The sequence below is a fragment of the Bacillus sp. GW821-FHT01G09 genome (genome assembly GCF_059422205.1).
In genome coordinates this window covers 308236-325729 of sequence record NZ_JBWKWL010000003.1, presented here as the reverse complement: position 1 = coordinate 325729, position 17494 = coordinate 308236, and the positions used below count along the sequence as shown (strand labels likewise).

16 protein-coding genes and 1 pseudogene are annotated in these 17494 nt (G+C 44.3%); 14 read left to right on the top strand and 3 right to left on the bottom strand.

Annotation, left to right across the window (positions count from 1 at the left end):
• Positions 1-5: 5 nt before the first annotated feature.
• The 3 genes and pseudogenes from mutM (at position 6) to coaE (ending at position 2244) form a co-directional block, all read left to right on the top strand.
• The gene (mutM, locus tag AC07VD_RS12320; protein WP_080286224.1) at positions 6-836 is read left to right on the top strand and encodes a DNA-formamidopyrimidine glycosylase; all 831 of its coding nucleotides are present in this window, start codon (positions 6-8) and stop codon (positions 834-836) included.
• 148 nt (positions 837-984) lie between these two features.
• Positions 985-1635: pseudogene (ytaF, locus tag AC07VD_RS12315) on the top strand (sporulation membrane protein YtaF); the annotation flags it as partial.
• Between the two features lie 15 nt (positions 1636-1650).
• On the top strand, positions 1651-2244 hold the full coding sequence (coaE, locus tag AC07VD_RS12310; protein WP_064911657.1) for a dephospho-CoA kinase: 594 nt from the start codon (positions 1651-1653) through the stop codon (positions 2242-2244).
• A gap of 41 nt (positions 2245-2285) precedes the next feature.
• On the opposite strand, the gene ytbE is transcribed toward coaE, so the two are convergent.
• Positions 2286-3128, bottom strand: a complete 843-nt coding sequence (ytbE, locus tag AC07VD_RS12305) for an aldo/keto reductase YtbE (protein WP_003229455.1) — start codon at positions 3126-3128, stop codon at positions 2286-2288.
• A 23-nt stretch (positions 3129-3151) separates the two neighbouring features.
• A complete protein-coding gene (locus AC07VD_RS12300; RefSeq protein ID WP_015483547.1) occupies positions 3152-4342 on the bottom strand; it encodes an MFS transporter in 1191 nt (396 codons plus the stop codon).
• Between the two features lie 183 nt (positions 4343-4525).
• On the opposite strand from AC07VD_RS12300, the gene AC07VD_RS12295 reads away from it, so the two are divergent.
• From AC07VD_RS12295 to thrS, 9 genes are all read left to right on the top strand, one after another.
• Positions 4526-4906, top strand: coding sequence for a winged helix-turn-helix transcriptional regulator (locus AC07VD_RS12295; protein WP_003229458.1), 381 nt, complete (start codon positions 4526-4528; stop codon positions 4904-4906).
• 205 nt (positions 4907-5111) lie between these two features.
• Complete coding sequence (locus AC07VD_RS12290) at positions 5112-6134, top strand: glyceraldehyde-3-phosphate dehydrogenase (RefSeq protein WP_003229459.1); 1023 nt, start codon at positions 5112-5114, stop codon at positions 6132-6134.
• A gap of 238 nt (positions 6135-6372) precedes the next feature.
• Positions 6373-6753: an adenosylmethionine decarboxylase gene (gene speD, locus AC07VD_RS12285; protein WP_003223584.1), complete on the top strand. Its 381-nt coding sequence runs from the start codon at positions 6373-6375 to the stop codon at positions 6751-6753.
• 273 nt (positions 6754-7026) lie between these two features.
• Positions 7027-7485 carry a transcriptional regulator NrdR gene (nrdR, locus tag AC07VD_RS12280; protein ID WP_003223586.1) on the top strand — a complete coding sequence of 153 codons (459 nt, stop codon included), beginning with the start codon at positions 7027-7029 and terminating at the stop codon, positions 7483-7485.
• A gap of 114 nt (positions 7486-7599) precedes the next feature.
• Entirely contained in the window at positions 7600-9018 is a 1419-nt protein-coding gene (dnaB, locus tag AC07VD_RS12275; RefSeq protein ID WP_015251489.1) for a replicative helicase loading/DNA remodeling protein DnaB, read from the top strand.
• 27 nt (positions 9019-9045) lie between these two features.
• Positions 9046-9981: a primosomal protein DnaI gene (gene dnaI / locus AC07VD_RS12270; protein ID WP_024573514.1), complete on the top strand. Its 936-nt coding sequence runs from the start codon at positions 9046-9048 to the stop codon at positions 9979-9981.
• Between the two features lie 33 nt (positions 9982-10014).
• Positions 10015-10656 carry a TVP38/TMEM64 family protein gene (locus AC07VD_RS12265; RefSeq protein WP_130572679.1) on the top strand — a complete coding sequence of 214 codons (642 nt, stop codon included), beginning with the start codon at positions 10015-10017 and terminating at the stop codon, positions 10654-10656.
• A 78-nt stretch (positions 10657-10734) separates the two neighbouring features.
• Positions 10735-11580, top strand: a complete 846-nt coding sequence (gene ytxC / locus AC07VD_RS12260) for a putative sporulation protein YtxC (protein ID WP_494721776.1) — start codon at positions 10735-10737, stop codon at positions 11578-11580.
• Positions 11581-11975: 395 nt separating this feature from the next.
• Entirely contained in the window at positions 11976-13907 is a 1932-nt protein-coding gene (thrS, locus tag AC07VD_RS12255; RefSeq protein WP_014480529.1) for a threonine--tRNA ligase, read from the top strand.
• 40 nt (positions 13908-13947) lie between these two features.
• Here the strand turns inward: thrS and AC07VD_RS12250 are convergent, their stop codons facing one another.
• A complete protein-coding gene (locus tag AC07VD_RS12250; RefSeq protein WP_015251491.1) occupies positions 13948-14730 on the bottom strand; it encodes an HAD family hydrolase in 783 nt (260 codons plus the stop codon).
• 166 nt (positions 14731-14896) lie between these two features.
• Here AC07VD_RS12250 and lytS point away from each other — a divergent pair, with 166 nt between their 5' ends.
• Both lytS and lytT read left to right on the top strand, forming a co-directional pair.
• Positions 14897-16678: a two-component system sensor histidine kinase LytS gene (gene lytS / locus AC07VD_RS12245; protein ID WP_494721777.1), complete on the top strand. Its 1782-nt coding sequence runs from the start codon at positions 14897-14899 to the stop codon at positions 16676-16678.
• Entirely contained in the window at positions 16656-17381 is a 726-nt protein-coding gene (gene lytT, locus AC07VD_RS12240) for a two-component system response regulator LytT (protein WP_015251493.1), read from the top strand. Before lytS ends, lytT begins: the two co-directional genes overlap by 23 nt.
• Positions 17382-17494 lie beyond the last annotated feature (113 nt).

The following is a 17494-nucleotide window of genomic DNA, read 5'->3' as shown; positions in this document are numbered from 1 at the left end:
TGGATGTGCCGGAATTACCAGAGGTTGAGACGGTCCGGCGCACTCTGACCGGGCTTGTAAAGGGAAAAACAATCAAATCGGTAGAGATCAGATGGCCGAATATCATCAAACGGCCTGCCGAACCGGAGGAATTTGCGCGAAAACTAGCAGGAGAAACGATACAGTCCATCGGAAGACGGGGAAAGTTTTTACTGTTTCATTTAGATCATTATGTTATGGTTTCTCACCTTCGAATGGAAGGAAAATACGGTCTTCATCAAGCCGAGGAGCCTGACGATAAACACGTGCATGTCATATTCACGATGACGGATGGAACCCAGCTTCGGTACAGGGATGTGCGGAAATTTGGAACCATGCACTTATTTAAACCGGGAGAAGAAGCGGGCGAGCTCCCGCTTTCTCAGTTAGGTCCGGAGCCGGATGCAGAAGAATTTACGAGTGCGTATTTAAAAGAACGGCTTGCGAAAACAAACCGCGCTGTCAAAACTGCCCTACTGGATCAAAAAACGGTAGTTGGACTAGGGAACATTTATGTGGATGAGGCTCTTTTCAGAGCGGGTGTCCATCCCGAGACAAAAGCAAATCAATTATCAGATAAAACAATCAAAACCCTTCACTCTGAAATCAAAAACACTCTGCAGGAGGCGATTGATGCGGGCGGAAGCACAGTCCGTTCATATATCAACTCCCAAGGGGAAATCGGAATGTTCCAGCTGCAGCATTTTGTCTACGGAAAAAAAGACGAGCCATGCAAAAATTGCGGAATGATGATTTCGAAAATTGTCGTTGGAGGAAGAGGCACGCATTTTTGCGCAAAGTGCCAGAAAAAAAAGTAGCATAATGCTTCATCGTCCAAGCTGTCGGTGCATATATCAGTAACTCTGTAATGGAGGATGCCATTTTCGAAACACGGATTTTTCACTTTCCCATATATATGATTGTGATGAATCCCGGGCATTTCACATCTGATACAAGAGCACCAACAGAAAGGAAGAAACGGATATGCAAATGGTTTCTATACTGCTGCTGGCGTTGGCTGTCAGCTTGGACAGTTTTTCAGTCGGATTTACGTACGGATTGAGAAAAATGAAAATACCGTTTAAAGCGATTTTGGTTATCGCCTGCTGTTCCGGTGCTGTCATGTTTATATCCATGCTGATCGGAAGCTTTCTCACGAAGTTTTTTCCTGTATATGTGACGGAGAAGCTTGGCGGTTTGATATTGGTTGGAATCGGTGCGTGGGTTCTGTATCAATTTTTCAAACCGGCAAAAGATAAAGAATACCTATTGCATGAAAAAACGCTGCTTAATTTAGAGGTTCGGTCATTAGGGATTGTGATTCATATTTTGAGAAAACCCATGAGTGCGGATATCGACAAATCGGGTGTGATCAACGGAATTGAGGCGGTCTTATTGGGATTTGCCTTATCGATTGATGCCTTTGGAGCAGGTATAGGCGCAGCCATTCTCGGTTTTTCGCCGATTGTGATGAGCATCGCCGTGGCAATCATGAGCTCGCTGTTTGTATCAATTGGAATCAATGCCGGCCATTTTCTGTCTAAGTGGAAATGGATCGATAAAATGGCGTTTTTGCCGGGGCTTCTATTAATCACGATTGGGCTCTGGAAATTGTAAAAAGGAGTGGATCTCTTGACCTTAGTCATTGGTTTAACGGGAGGAATAGCTAGCGGCAAAAGCACGGTAGCCAATATGCTGATTGAAAAAGGAATAACAGTTATAGATGCAGATATCATTGCAAAACAAGCGGTAGAAAAAGGGATGCCGGCCTACCGGCAAATCATTGACGAATTCGGTGAAGACATACTGCTCTCAAATGGCGATATAGATCGAAAAAAGCTTGGAGCGCTGGTATTTACAAATGAACAAAAGCGTCTCGCTTTAAATGCAATTGTTCATCCCGCAGTCAGGCAGGAAATGCTCAAGCGCCGTGATGAAGCCGTTGCAAATCGGGAGGCATTTGTTGTATTGGATATCCCGCTATTGTTCGAAAGCAAATTGGAATCATTGGTTGATAAAATTATTGTGGTCAGTGTGACAAAAGAGCTTCAACTGGAACGTCTGATGAAGCGCAATCAGCTGACGGAAGAAGAAGCAGTCAGCCGTATCCGCTCTCAAATGCCCTTAGAGGAAAAAACAGCAAGAGCAGATCAAGTCATTGATAACAGCGGCACGCTTGAAGAGACCAAAAGGCAGCTTGATGAAATCATGAACAGCTGGGCATAATACAAAAAACACCGTTCATATTGAACGGTGTTTTTTTGCCATTAAAAATCAAAGTTGTCCGGATCAGGACCGACGCGCAAGTTTTCATTCAGTGCATCGATTCGGTTCATGTCATCCTGCGTCAATTCAAAGTCAAATACGCTTGCATTTTCTTTAATGCGGTGTTCCTTCGTTGATTTAGGAATCGTAATGATGCCATGCTGCAGATCCCAGCGCAAAATAATTTGTGCGACAGATTTATTATATGTTTGAGCGATGTCAGCCAATACAGGGTGATCCAGCAGCTGTCCCTGCATTAAAGGTGACCAAGCCTCCATCTGGATGCCCTGATTTTGGCAGTATCTTATCAACTCTTTTTGTGTGAGGCGCGGGTGAAATTCCACTTGGTTAATCATAGGCTTAATTTCAGCTGCCGTCATCAGATCTTCAAGATGGTGAATTTGGAAGTTGCTTACGCCAATCGCTTTGATACGGCCTTCTTTATACAGCGTTTCAAGCGCTCTCCAAGCTTCTTTATACTTTCCTTCTACAGGCCAGTGGATGAGGTATAGATCCAAATAATCCAGACCGAGTTTGGACAGACTTGTTTCAAACGCGGCGAGTGTTTCTTCGTAGCCTAAATCCGCATTCCATACTTTCGATGTGATAAACAGATCCTCTCTTGAAATGCCTGCTTCTTCAATGCCTTCCCGAATCCCTTCTCCGACTCCAGCTTCATTTCCATAGATTGCTGCAGTATCAATACTGCGGTACCCGTGAACAATGGCAGTTTTAACTGCGTTTACCAGTTCAGATCCTTCTTCCACTTGGAACACGCCGAGGCCGAACCAAGGCATTTCTACCCCATTATGAAGTGTTGCTTTTGCTTGTAAATGTGTTGTCATGTTCATTTCCTCCTTTAAAATTGTCAGGCTTCCTGCCGATCTCGTTTTTCCATCAAGCGGCTCCAGCCTGTTAAAATGACTGCACCGACCACCATTAATCCGCCTATCCAAGCGGTATGAATCAATCCGATTGAATCGGTGATCACACCGCCAAGGTATGACCCAAGCGCGATCCCTGCATTAAAGGCAGCGATATTCATCGCGGATGCGACGTCAACTGCACTCGGGACAAAACGCTCAGCCAGCATGACGACATACACCTGAAGGCCGGGCACGTTCATAAAGGCCAGCAATCCCATACAGAGAATGGTAATGAGCCCAGCTGCTTGATACGGGGCTGTAAATGTCAGTACGAATAGAACAATTGCCTGTACGATAAACATATAGAATAAAGCGGCAATTGGATTTCGGTTTGACAGCTTTCCGCCAATCATATTGCCGATAGCAATAGCTATTCCGTATCCGAGCAGAATCACTGCAACAGTCCCGGCTTTGAAGCCTGTTACTTCCTGAAGCAGGGGAGACAGATACGTGAACACAACGAATGTTCCTCCGTATCCAAGCGCTGTAATGACAAATAAAAGCAATAACCGGCTGTTTGTCACAAGCTTCAATTGATCCCGCATCGTTGTTTTCGTCCCTTTTCGTAATTTGGACGGTACAAGAATGCCATTTGTAATGAAAGCAATGATTCCGACGGCGATAATGACCATAAAGGCGAAACGCCAGCCGAACTGCTGGCCGATAAATGTCCCAAAAGGAACTCCGGTTACAGTTGCCACAGTGAGGCCAGTAAACATAATTGAAATCGCGCTAGCCCTTTTATCTTCCGGGACAATATCCGCTGCGATTGTCGAACCGATCGACATAAACACACCGTGCGAAAATGCCGATATCACACGTGCTGCTAGTAAAATCCCGATGCTTGAAGCGGTTGCTGCCATCGTATTACCGGCAATAAAAATAAACATGATCCAAAGCAATAGTGTCTTACGTGACATGCTTGAGGTCAATGAAGTTAATATAGGTGCCCCAAATGTAACGCCGAGCGCATAAAGGGAAACAGTCAATCCTGCTGTCGTGACGGGAATATCCAGGTCATCAGCAATGAGCGGCAAAAGGCCGACACTGATAAATTCAGTTGTCCCTATTGCGAATGCACTTACGGCCAAAGCCAGTAGTGCAGGAATACTGCTTTTATTGGCTGAAGTCATGATGTTCCTCCTTTGTAAGATGTGTTGTATGATTGAAATTCTGCCGAGTAAGCTATATAAATAAAAAAGAGCAGATTCAAATCAGCCGGCAAATGTGATTATGAAACATATCGTTAAGAAATAAAAGTACGTACTTTGAAGTGCTATAGTCACTTTTTGGTGCCTGTGAGGAGAATGGATTGTATGGAGAAGAAAAAATATAACATTTCTGTTGAAGCGACTCTTGAAGTGATCGGTGGAAAATGGAAATGCGTCATTTTATGCCATCTGACGCACGGAAAAAAACGCACAAGTGAATTAAAACGCCTAATGCCCAACATCACGCAAAAAATGCTGACTCAGCAGCTGCGCGAGCTGGAAGCGGACGGTGTCATTAACCGAATCGTATATAATCAAGTTCCTCCCAAAGTGGAATACGAGCTCAGCGAATACGGCCGCAGCTTAGAAGGGATTTTAGATATGCTGTGTGCTTGGGGAGCGAATCATATTAACAGAGTGTACGGGGATACATTTTCTGTGCTAGAAGAAAGTGTGCTCAATGATAAGTTAAAACAGGAATCATAAAGCATGAGGGCAGTCAGTGCGGAGCGCTGGCTGCTTTTTGGTTCTTATGCCTGATATTCTGTGCAAGAAAACATAAGATGCATCATAAATTAGCGTTATAATCGTTGATTTTTATCAATATGTACTGGCGAATTTGTTTTAATGTGTTATACTAATTTTAGATAGTAACAAATTAGGATGGCATAATTGATAAGGGGTGTCCAACATGAAGGTAAAAGTAGCGATCAACGGGTTTGGAAGAATCGGAAGAATGGTTTTTAGAAAAGCGATGTTAGACGATCAAATTCAAGTAGTGGCCATTAACGCCAGCTATTCCGCAGAAACGCTGGCTCATTTAATAAAGTATGACACAATTCACGGCAGATACGACAAAGAGGTTGTGGCTGGTGAAGACAGCCTGATCGTAAATGGAAAGAAAGTGCTTTTGTTAAACAGCCGTGATCCAAAACAGCTGCCTTGGCGGGAATATGATATTGACATAGTCGTCGAAGCAACAGGGAAGTTTAATGCTAAAGATAAAGCGATGGGCCATATAGAAGCAGGTGCAAAAAAAGTGATTTTGACCGCTCCGGGAAAAAATGAAGACGTTACCATTGTGATGGGCGTAAATGAGGACCAATTCGACGCTGAGCGCCATGTCATTATTTCAAATGCGTCATGCACGACAAATTGCCTTGCGCCTGTTGTAAAAGTACTGGATGAAGAGTTTGGCATTGAGAGCGGTCTGATGACTACAGTTCATGCGTATACGAATGACCAAAAAAATATTGATAACCCGCACAAAGATTTGCGCCGGGCGCGGGCTTGCGGTGAATCCATCATTCCGACAACAACAGGAGCGGCAAAGGCGCTTTCGCTTGTGCTGCCGCATCTGAAAGGAAAACTTCACGGCCTCGCCTTGCGTGTCCCTGTTCCGAACGTCTCATTGGTTGATCTCGTTGTTGATCTGAAAACGGATGTTACGGCTGAAGAAGTAAACGAGGCATTTAAACGCGCTGCCAAAACGTCGATGTACGGTGTACTTGATTACTCAGATGAACCGCTCGTTTCGACTGATTATAATACGAATCCGCATTCAGCGGTCATTGACGGGCTTACAACAATGGTAATGGAAGACAGGAAAGTAAAGGTGCTGGCGTGGTATGACAACGAATGGGGCTACTCCTGCAGAGTTGTTGATCTGATCCGCCATGTAGCGGCACGAATGAAACATCCGTCTGCTGTATAAAATAAGGTCATGGACACATTTTAAAGAAAAAACCCTTAACAGCATATTTCTGAAAAAACGCACCTTGCAAATTAGACTTAAACACAGTATACTATTTTTCGTGAACTTCTTGCTTGAGACTGTTTCGGAATTACTTAAAGGGTTAGGACCTCTCCGGACTAACTTTCCCCCGTGGTAAATGGCCGACCCAGTTGTTGGAATTTCACTTTTTAATTCTTGTTAAGGGGGGTCCATGACTATGGAAACAATGGGGCGTCACGTTATCTCCGAGCTATGGGGATGCGATTTTGATAAGCTGAATGACATGGATTTTATTGAAAAAACGTTTGTAAATGCTGCTCTAAAATCAGGTGCTGAGGTGCGCGAGGTTGCATTTCACAAATTTGCACCGCAAGGCGTAAGCGGAGTTGTGATTATTTCTGAATCACACTTAACGATTCACAGTTTTCCTGAGCACGGATATGCGAGCATTGATGTTTATACTTGTGGAGACTTAGATCCTAATGTCGCTGCTGATTACATTGCAGAGGCATTACATGCTGATACAAGAGAAAACATTGAAATACCAAGAGGAATGGGGCCTGTGCAAATTAAACAGGCGCAAGCGAAAGTACTATAAAGTAAATTGCGAACACAAAGGGAGCTGAAGCTAGAAAGCCATTATGCGCTTTTTAGCTTATGCTCCTTTTATTTTTATAAAGAAACGAGAGTGTCAGCTTTTTCTTTTTTCATTTTTTTTGTAAAATAAGAAAGAGATTTTCACAAACCACCTAATGCTATAGAAACAAATTTAACAACGGCTCTCCCGACAGATGCTGTCACATCTATTTTTAAAAGGCGGAGGCTGCCGAAAATACATTGCAGGGAACGATATAGTTGGGAGCTGATTTTATTGAAATGTCCTTCATGCCAGCATAACGGAACACGAGTCCTTGATTCACGGCCTGTGGATGACGGAAAGTCGATTCGCCGAAGACGCGAGTGCGAATCCTGCCACTACCGGTTTACGACCTTTGAGAAAGTGGAGGAAACCCCGCTCATCGTCGTGAAAAAAGAAGGTGTGCGTGAGGAATTCAGCAGAGAAAAAATGCTGCGCGGCCTCATAAAAGCATGTGAAAAAAGGCCTGTTTCACTCAAAACGCTTGAAGACATGTGCTTTGATATTGAAAAAGAGCTTCGCAATCAAGGCTGCTCCGAAGTGAAGAGTGAGCTCGTCGGAGAAATGGTCATGGACCGGCTGGCTAAGATTGACGAAGTCGCATATGTACGGTTCGCGTCCGTCTATCGGCAGTTTAAAGATATAAACGTCTTTATCGACGAATTAAAAGACTTAATAAAGAAAGAGCGTTAAAAGAGCTAAGAGGATTCTTCTAGCTCTTTTCTCATGTGCAAAATTGGCATTTGATAGATATAAGAAACGGTGTAAAATGAAAGGTAGAAACAAATTCGGAAGGTTTGAGAATGTATGGCTGACTATTGGAAAGATGTACTGCCTGTAGATCCGTATGTGGTTAAAAGCAGATCGATGCTGCAGGATATTGACAGACAAATTATTACACAACTGTACCAGCCCTTAATCGGCCCTGTTGCATTCTCTCTTTATATGACATTGTGGGGAGAGCTTGAACAAAACCGTCTGTGGGGCGGAGAGTCCACACATAGACAGCTGATGGGGATGACACAGTCCAACTTAAAAACGATCCATCAGGAACAGGGGAAGCTCGAGGGCATCGGATTGCTGAAAGTATATATGAAAGAATCCGAGCGGCAGGAGCGCCTCTTTATATATGAACTCCTTCCGCCGCTCAGACCAAATGAATTTTTTGAAGACGGAATGCTGAATGTTTTTCTGTATAATAGAGTCGGAAAAACGAAATATCAGCAATTAAAACAATTTTTTACGCACCCGGCCATTTCAGAAGATGCGAAGGACATTACGCGGCCGTTTAATCACGCGTTTGAATCGCTGCAGCCGAGTGAATGGAAGCTCACATCCGATATGGAGGAAACGGTAAGGCTTGCCGAGGGGTCCGAGTATACTTCTGTCGGACAGTCTCCGTCCTACACCATAACGGAGGATGTGTTTGATTTTGATTTGTTTTTAGCGGGACTTTCTGAGACGATGATTCCGAGAAAAGCGATGACCCAGCAGGTGCGGGACACAATCAAAAAGCTTTCTTACCTGTACGGAATTGACCCTTTGCAAATGCAAAACGTTGTGATGAGCGCAATTGATGAGCGTGACGTCATTACGACGGAGGCTTTAAGAAAAGCGGCGAGCGACTGGTATCAAATTGAAAGAAACGGACAGCTGCCCGATTTGGTGGAAAAAACACAGCCGGTGCATCTGCGTGAAGGCGAAAAACCGGCAGAAGAGGATTCTCTGGATGGGAAGCTGATCGCATTGCTGGAGGCGATTTCCCCGAAGAAGCTTCTGCAGGACATTGCTGACGGAACAGAGCCGTCAAAAGCTGATCTGAAGATCATAGAAGAAATTATGTTCGAACAGAAGCTCGAGCCAGGCGTCACAAATGTGTTAATTTATTATGTCATGCTGAAAACCGACATGAAGCTGTCCAAAAACTATATCCAAAAAATCGCTTCGCATTGGGCACGCAAAAAGGTGAAAACGGTCAGGGAAGCGATGAAGCTCGCAATAGAAGAAAACCGCCAGTACCTTGAATGGGCTGAGGGAAAAACAAAGTCTTCGAAACGAAACCAAAAAGTGATTCGTGAAGAAAAGCTTCCTGATTGGATGACAGAAAAGGAAACAGCGTCCGATTCAGAATCCGGACAGCAGAAGCTGCATCCGCAGGATTTGGAAGAACAGAAGAAAAAAATGATGGAAGAAATGCAAAAACTGAAAAAATACTCTGCCTATTAAAGACAGAGATGCGGGGTGAAGGAATAGATGGAACCAATCGGCCGTTCCCTGCAGGGCGTAACCGGCAGGCCGGATTTCCAAAAACGTCTTGAACAAATGAAGGAAAAAGTCATGAAAGATCAAGATGTTCAAGCATTTTTGAAGGAAAACGAAGAAGTGATTGACCAAAAAATGATCGAAAAGAGCTTAAATAAGCTTTATGAATATATCGAACAAAGCAAGAATTGCTCCTATTGTTCGGAAGATGAAAACTGCAACAATTTGTTGGAGGGCTACCATCCGAAGCTTGTTGTCAATGGGCGGTCTATTGATATCGAGTATTATGAATGTCCAGTCAAACGGAAGCTCGACCAGCAGAAGAAACAAAAGTCTCTTATGAGAAGCATGTATATCCAGCAGGATCTTCTCGGAGCGACGTTCCAGCAAGTTGATATCAGTGACCCAAGCAGGCTCGCGATGTTTCAGCATGTTACAGACTTTCTGAAAAGCTATAATGAGACGGGAAAAGGGAAAGGATTATATTTATACGGGAAATTCGGGGTAGGAAAAACGTTTATGCTCGCTGCGATTGCCAATGAGCTGGCGGAAAAAGAGTATTCTTCCATGATTGTCTATGTGCCTGAATTTGTGAGAGAGCTTAAGAATTCGCTGCAAGACCAGACATTGGAAGAGAAGCTCAATATGGTAAAGACCACACCCGTATTGATGCTTGATGACATCGGAGCAGAATCAATGACAAGCTGGGTAAGGGATGAAGTCATCGGAACGGTGCTTCAGCACAGAATGTCCCAGCAGCTGCCTACTTTCTTTTCTTCTAATTTCTCACCTGACGAGCTGAAGCATCATTTTACGTATTCGCAAAGGGGGGAAAAGGAAGAAGTAAAAGCGGCAAGATTAATGGAGCGGATATTATATTTGGCTGCTCCGATCCGCCTTGACGGAGAAAACCGCCGCCATCCGTAACTGCTGCGGTTCAAAGGGGAAGGAACTGAGGGTATGAAACGAAAAACCGCTTTTAAATGGCTGGCAGTGCTGGCAGGTGCAGGTTTAATCTTTTGGGGAAATAAAAAATATTTGAATGTATCGCCGAAAGAGATCAGGGTATGGGTATTGTCGTTCGGAGTCTTTGCACCTCTGATGTTTATCGGGATATCCATCGTCAGGCCACTTGTTTTATTTCCGGTATCTGTTATTTCAATAGCTGGCGGACTTGCGTTTGGCCCGCTTCTCGGTACGCTTTATACGTTATTCGGTTCGATGTGCGCTTCAGCTGTTTCGTTTTTTGCGGCCGGTTTGTTTTCGGCGAAAAAGAACGGGCATTACGAAAGGCTTGAAGCCATACAGAAGCAAATGGAGGATAACGGATTTTTCTATATCTTTCTTTTGAGAATCCTGCCGATCAATTTTGATTTCGTCAGCTATGCGGCAGGCCTTTCCAATGTCAAAGCGCTGCCGTATTTTGCCGCAACGGCTGTGGGAATCATCCCTGGGACGATTGCGCTTAATGTGCTGGGTGCGAGCTTTTTGGCTGGTAATCTGCCCGCTTTCTTTATGGTGCTCGCTTTGTATATCGTGTTTATCTCACTGCCATTTATCTTCAGAAAGAAAATGCAAAACTTGTTCCAGGAATCAAATTAAGATTTGCCAATGACCTTTACGTCTATTTTAAAAACATCCCCCATATACTTGTAACAGATGCCGTAAGGGGGGACAAACATGCTTGAAATAATCTTTGAAGATGACCATGATGCAGCCGCTTTTTTACATCTCATTCAGCATTCGGACGATCGGAACAATATCATTGTCCGTGAAGGCATACGAAAAATCGGGATTGAAAAAGCGAATCCGGCTTTTCCTATTCAGCGTTTTATGGAGCCGATTCTGGTCAAATTTTTTTTGGAATGCAAAGAAGACGAGCATATGCTGTCATTGATTGAGGAAACGTATTGTTTCACGGATCAGGATGAACAGCAGCAAATCCTTCAGCTCGCACACAGTATTATTGAAGGTGAAGCAGACGATCTTCCGTTTGAGCCGCTGAAGCTTTCACGGAAACAATCAATTTTGGATGAACTCCAAACGATCTGTTTAGAGGAAGGAGTATTTTACATTCGCTCCTTCCAGACCTTCCGACTTGGATCATACTATAAGCAGCTGAGAGATATTACAGAAGCAGCGATTGATGAATATAAAATGGAACAGGAATATCAAAACTTTATTCAAACACTCAGAGACTATGTAAACGCCAAACAGCCGCGAATCAAAAAAGTGCATATTGTCCATGATGGTTCCTTTACATTATGGGAGCTGCGCTATGTGCCGGAACGGGAAAAAATGAAATACATAGACAGGAGATTTGTCCGGGATCATCCTATGTATATTGATTCTCATTTGCTCGCGCCGCTGATTTCCATTGCGCCTGATGAAGTCGTGCTTTATACCGACCAGCCTGAGCACATGATGGCAAGGACCATTCAAAACGTATTTCAAGAGAGAGTGGAAATGCTCCCGCTGCACGCTTTTGCAGATGCAGAAATACCGGTGAAGCACTCGGAAGGATGAGGGCCGGCAGCCTGTCTATATAAGGCTGTCGGTTTAAAAAAGGAAACGCGATCGTGTTGATTTTTTGGATTGAACAATTTATAATACATAGGAGATTAAGAAAGACACACGTATTGATAAGGACACGAAGGAATGATACCGGCTCAAAGAGAGGGAAGCCCTGGCTGCAAGCTTCCCAGCTAAGGACCATTCGCTTTACCGCCTTTGAACTTCAGCTGTGAACCTCTTGAAAAGGAACAGTAATGGCTGACGGGAACTCCCGTTACAGAGCTTAGAGCCGCAGGTGCCGTGTATTGGCTTTGCGGAAAAAAGGGTGGAACCACGATTCCGTTTATTCAACCTCGTCCCTTTCATAGGGGGCGGGGTTTTTATATGCAAAAAAAGGAGTGACAAAGATGTCAGATATGGTAAAAATCACATTTCCTGATGGAGCAGTCAAGGAGTTTGCGAAAGGAACAACAACAGAAGATATCGCGGCATCCATCAGTCCGGGATTAAAGAAAAAGTCATTAGCCGGAAAACTGAACGGAAAAGAAATCGATTTGAGAACGCCGATCAATGAAGACGGTACAGTGGAAATCATTACAGAAGGCTCAGAAGAAGGTCTTCAAATTATGCGCCACAGTACGGCTCACTTGCTGGCTCAAGCGATTAAACGCATCTACAAGGATGTTAAATTCGGCGTCGGTCCGGTTATCGAAAACGGGTTTTACTACGATGTAGAAATGGACGAAGCGATTACACCGGAGGATCTGCCGAAAATCGAGAAAGAAATGAAAAAAATCGTTAATGCGAACCTTCCGATCGTTCGAAAAGAAGTCAGCCGTGAAGAAGCGAAAGCCCGTTTTGCGGAAATCGGCGACGACCTGAAGCTTGAACTATTGGATGCGATTCCTGAAGGAGAAACCGTTTCGATCTATGAGCAAGGCGAATTCTTTGACCTGTGCCGCGGCGTCCATGTTCCTTCAACCGGAAAAATCAAAGAGTTTAAGCTGTTAAGCCTTGCTGGCGCATACTGGCGCGGTGACAGCAAAAACCAAATGCTTCAGCGCGTATATGGTACAGCTTTCTTCAAAAAAGCTGATCTTGAAGAGCATCTTCGTATGCTAGAAGAAGCGAAAGAACGCGATCACAGAAAGCTCGGCAAAGAATTAAAGCTGTTCGCGAACTCTCAAAAAGTCGGACAAGGCCTGCCGCTTTGGCTGCCAAAAGGCGCGACAATCCGCCGCGTCATCGAGCGCTACATTGTTGATAAAGAAATCAGCCTCGGCTATGAGCACGTATACACACCTGTGCTAGGTAGCAAAGAGCTGTATGAAACATCAGGACACTGGGATCATTATCAGGAAGGCATGTTCCCTCCGATGGAAATGGACAATGAAACACTTGTATTGCGTCCGATGAACTGTCCGCACCATATGATGATTTACAAACAAGACATTCACAGTTACCGCGAGCTTCCGATTCGTATAGCAGAGCTTGGAACGATGCACCGCTATGAAATGTCAGGTGCGCTGTCAGGACTTCAACGGGTACGCGGAATGACGTTAAATGATGCACACATCTTTGTGCGCCCGGATCAAATTAAGGATGAGTTTATCCGTACAGTCCGTTTAATCCAGGATGTTTATGAAGACTTCGGTTTAAGTGATTACACATTCCGTCTGTCTTACCGCGATCCGGAAGATACAGAGAAATATTTTGATGACGATGAAATGTGGAACAAAGCGCAATCCATGCTGAAAGAGGCAATGGACGAAATCGGCCACGACTATTACGAAGCAGAAGGTGAAGCGGCATTCTACGGCCCTAAACTTGATGTTCAGGTGAAAACTGCGATCGGAAAAGAAGAAACACTGTCTACGGTACAGCTTGATTTCTTATTGCCGGAACGTTTCGACCTGACATACATCGGTGAGGACGGCAAGCAGCACCGTCCGGTTGTCATTCACAGAGGTGTCGTTTCAACAATGGAACGCTTTGTTGCCTTCTTAATCGAAGAACACAAAGGCGCGCTGCCGACATGGCTTGCACCGGTTCAGTTCCAAGTCATCCCGGTTTCTCCGGCTGTGCATTTAGACTACGCGAAAAAAGTGCAGGAACGCCTGCAGCGTGAAGGCCTGCGTGTTGAAGTCGACAGCCGCGATGAAAAAATCGGCTACAAAATCCGTGAAGCGCAAATGCAAAAAATCCCGTACATGCTGGTGGTCGGTGACCAAGAAGCAGAAAACGGAGCGGTAAACGTGCGTAAATACGGAGAACAGAACTCTGAAACCATTTCACTTGATGAGTTTGTGAAAAAGGCAGTAGCTGAAGCGAAAAAATAAAATAAAAAAGCATGATCTCATTGAAGAGATCATGCTTTTTTTATTTCTCTAATATAGGAAACAAATCATGAAGGCTGCTGATGATGTAATCAGGCGTTACGTCAGTTTCGTTTTTCTTATCCGTCCGGTTGATCCAAACGGTTTTGATTCCGGCTCTTGAAGCGCCTAAAATATCAGTATTCAAATTATCGCCGACCATGATGGCATCGTCTTTTTCAATATTCATCAGCTTAAGGCAGTGTTCAAAAATTGAAACATCCGGCTTGCCCTTGCCGAATGCGCCCGAGATGACGATTTCATTGAAGTAAGGAGCGAGTTCAGGTACGCCGGCAAGCTTCTCCTTTTGCAGACTAGGATCGCCATTTGTCAAAAGCAATAATTCATACTTGCCTTTTAATTGATCGAGTACAGCAAAAGTTTCATCATATACAAACGGGCGCTTTCTGCGCTCTGCCGCAAAAAACTCTCCCAAGTATTCGCCATATGCAGGATCATCGATCCCAAGCGCTTTCAGTCCGTTTGTCCATGCATTTCTTCTGTACTCCGGCACAATCTTGTTCAGCTTTTGAAAGCCTTCACTGATTGGCTCTGAGAAATTGGACCACAGTCCTTCAAACGGGTTAATGCCGATCATCACTGTATATGGATACGTCTCATATGACATGTACAATTCTCTCGCCGCTTCGCGAACAGCTGCTTCGAATTCCTCAGGGGCAAGGCCATATTTTTTCTCCGCCTGTAAGCAAGTTTCTGCAAATGTTGTTCTTACGCTTTTCTCGTCCCAAAGTAGTGTATCATCTAAATCAAAAAATACGGCTTTCATGATCTTCTCCTCTGCTTCAGATTCAAATCTTTCTGCCAAAAGGCTCATGTTTTATTTTACAATAGATAAAAGCCTTGTGAAATATGTTTTCAGACGATTTTAAAAAAACAGTCAGCCGTAAAACGAAAACATGCTAGAATGAAAACGGAAAGAACAGGTGACATGAATGATTCATTTAATGATTATGATGCTGGAGAGAGTGGGGATTATTGTTATATTAGGGTTCATTCTCGCCCATACGAAACTTTTCAGACAAGCTCTTCAGAATCAGGACGGCTATAAAGGAAAAGCGATTTTAATTTCTATTTTTTCTCTTTTCAGCATCATCAGCAATTATACAGGCATCGAAATTCAAAGAAATATGATTGTAAACAATGACTGGGTGTTTACGATAGATCCATCGGGCTCTATCGCGAATATCCGTATTTTGGGCGTGGAAATCGGGGGCCTTCTCGGAGGTCCTTTTGTAGGGGCTGGGATCGGCATACTTGCGGGCCTGCATCGTTTTTCACTCGGTGGCAGCACGGCCTTAAGCTGTGCCGTCTCATCTATTTTAGCGGGTGTTCTTGCAGGCTTGATCGGCAGGTATTTTACGAAGCGATATCGAATGCCGACACCGCGCATCGCCGCTCTTGTGGGAATCGGCATGGAGTCACTGCAAATGATCATTATTTTGCTGATGGCAAAGCCGTTCAGTGACGCTTGGGAGCTTGTCAGCATGATCGGAATTCCGATGATACTCATCAATGGAACAGGCAGTTTTATTTTTCTGTCTATTATTCAAGCGATCATTCGCAAGGAAGAACAGGCAAGGGCTCTCGAAACGCATCGAGTGCTTACGATTGCTGATCAGACACTTCCATTTTTTCGCCAAGGATTAAATGAAAACTCCTGTAAAAGTGTAGCGGCTATTATCCATAAGCTGACAGGAACAGATGCGGTGTCTCTCACTGACAAAGAAAAGATCCTTGCGCATGTCGGTGCGGGAATGGATCACCACATCCCATCGAAAAGCTTGATCACCGGCCTGTCCAAAAAGGTGATTAAAACAGGGCATATTATGAAGGCGATTTCGCAGGAAGAGATTGAATGCACGCATGCTGAATGCCCTTTGCACGCTGCAATTGTCCTACCGCTGACATCGAACGGCAATACAATCGGCACCTTAAAAATGTACTTTAAAAGCCCGGCAGGCCTGAGTCAGGTAGAGGAGGAACTTGCCGAGGGGCTGGCCATGCTGTTTTCGACACAGCTTGAGCTTGGGGAAGCAGAGCTGCAAAGCAAACTTCTCAAGGATGCTGAAATTAAAGCGCTTCAAGCACAGGTGAATCCGCATTTTTTATTTAATGCGATCAACACGATTTCTGCGTTATGCCGTACAGATGTTGAAAAAACCCGTAAGCTCCTATTGCAGCTCAGTGTTTATTTTCGTTCAAACCTTCAAGGAGCGAGACAGCTGCTGATTCCGCTCTCAAAGGAGCTGAACCATCTTAACGCCTATTTGTCATTAGAACAGGCGCGTTTTCCCGGGAAATATAAAATTGAGCTTAATATCGACAGCAGACTGGAGCAGATTGAAATCCCTCCGTTTGTTTTGCAGGTGCTTGTCGAGAACGCGCTTCGGCACGCGTTTCCGAAAAAACAAGACATATGCAAGGTTACAGTCTGTGTCTTATCTGATGATGCATCCGTCTATATGAAGGTGGCGGATAACGGACGCGGAATTCCGCCGGACGTCTTGCCGGAACTGGGGAAGAAACCGTTTCCGTCTAAGGAGGGAACCGGTACAGCGCTTTATAACCTAAATCAGCGGCTGATCGGTTTATTCGGACAGCAGGCTGCACTGCATATCAGCAGTGAGGTTCATAAAGGGACAGAGGTTTCCTTTCAAGTGCCAATGCAACAGATGAAAGAGGGAGAAGAACATGCTCAGGGTGTTAATAGTTGATGATGAGATGCTGGCAAGGGATGAACTGGCTTACTTGCTTAAGCGGACCAATGAGGAAATGGAAATCAATGAAGCGGAAAATATCGAATCCGCTTTTGACCAAATGATGGATCAAAAACCTGATTTGCTGTTTTTAGACGTTGATTTATCCGGAGAAAACGGTTTTGATATCGCAAAGCGATTGAAGAAAATGAAGCATCCTCCTGCTGTTGTGTTTGCGACAGCGTATGACCAGTATGCGCTCAAAGCGTTTGAGGTGGACGCTCTTGATTATTTAACCAAGCCTTTCGATGAAGAAAGAATTCAGCAAACGCTGAAAAAATATAAAAAAGTCAATCGGGATATTGTAGAAACAGAGCAAAACAGCCATGCCGGCCAGCACAAGCTCGCGCTATCTGTGGGGGAATCGATTGTGATTGTGGATACGAAGGACATTATCTATGCCGGAACAGAAGATGGTCATGTCAATGTAAAAACCTTCGATCATTCTTATACGGTCAGCGATACACTCGTTGTGATTGAGAAAAAGCTGCCGGATTCTGATTTTATCCGCGTCCATCGGAGCTTTGTCGTGAATACCGAATATATTAAAGAAATTCAGCCATGGTTTAATTCAACGTATAATCTGATCATGAAAGACGGATCGAAAATACCGGTCAGCCGGACATATGCGAAGGAATTGAAAAAGCTGCTCCATATTTGATGGGCGGCTTTTTGCATTTCAGCCATTTGATTCTGCAACTCAGACCCGCTATACGGCATGTTATCTTGTAAGCGCTTTATAACAGGGAATTCTTATTTATAATGAGGGTACCA

What these genes read in the sequence shown, in the direction of transcription:
- lytT (WP_015251493.1), top strand. Translation starts at nt 16,656, where the DNA reads ATGCTCAGGGTGTTAATAGTTGATGATGAGATGCTGGCAAGGGATGAA.
- ytxC (WP_494721776.1), top strand. Translation starts at nt 10,735, where the DNA reads ATGCTTGAAATAATCTTTGAAGATGACCATGATGCAGCCGCTTTTTTA.
- AC07VD_RS12250 (WP_015251491.1), bottom strand. Translation starts at nt 14,730, where the DNA reads ATGAAAGCCGTATTTTTTGATTTAGATGATACACTACTTTGGGACGAG.
- dnaI (WP_024573514.1), top strand. Translation starts at nt 9,046, where the DNA reads ATGGAACCAATCGGCCGTTCCCTGCAGGGCGTAACCGGCAGGCCGGAT.
- dnaB (WP_015251489.1), top strand. Translation starts at nt 7,600, where the DNA reads ATGGCTGACTATTGGAAAGATGTACTGCCTGTAGATCCGTATGTGGTT.
- AC07VD_RS12295 (WP_003229458.1), top strand. Translation starts at nt 4,526, where the DNA reads ATGGAGAAGAAAAAATATAACATTTCTGTTGAAGCGACTCTTGAAGTG.
- speD (WP_003223584.1), top strand. Translation starts at nt 6,373, where the DNA reads ATGGAAACAATGGGGCGTCACGTTATCTCCGAGCTATGGGGATGCGAT.
- AC07VD_RS12290 (WP_003229459.1), top strand. Translation starts at nt 5,112, where the DNA reads ATGAAGGTAAAAGTAGCGATCAACGGGTTTGGAAGAATCGGAAGAATG.
- lytS (WP_494721777.1), top strand. Translation starts at nt 14,897, where the DNA reads ATGATTCATTTAATGATTATGATGCTGGAGAGAGTGGGGATTATTGTT.
- AC07VD_RS12300 (WP_015483547.1), bottom strand. Translation starts at nt 4,342, where the DNA reads ATGACTTCAGCCAATAAAAGCAGTATTCCTGCACTACTGGCTTTGGCC.
- thrS (WP_014480529.1), top strand. Translation starts at nt 11,976, where the DNA reads ATGTCAGATATGGTAAAAATCACATTTCCTGATGGAGCAGTCAAGGAG.
- ytbE (WP_003229455.1), bottom strand. Translation starts at nt 3,128, where the DNA reads ATGACAACACATTTACAAGCAAAAGCAACACTTCATAATGGGGTAGAA.
- AC07VD_RS12265 (WP_130572679.1), top strand. Translation starts at nt 10,015, where the DNA reads ATGAAACGAAAAACCGCTTTTAAATGGCTGGCAGTGCTGGCAGGTGCA.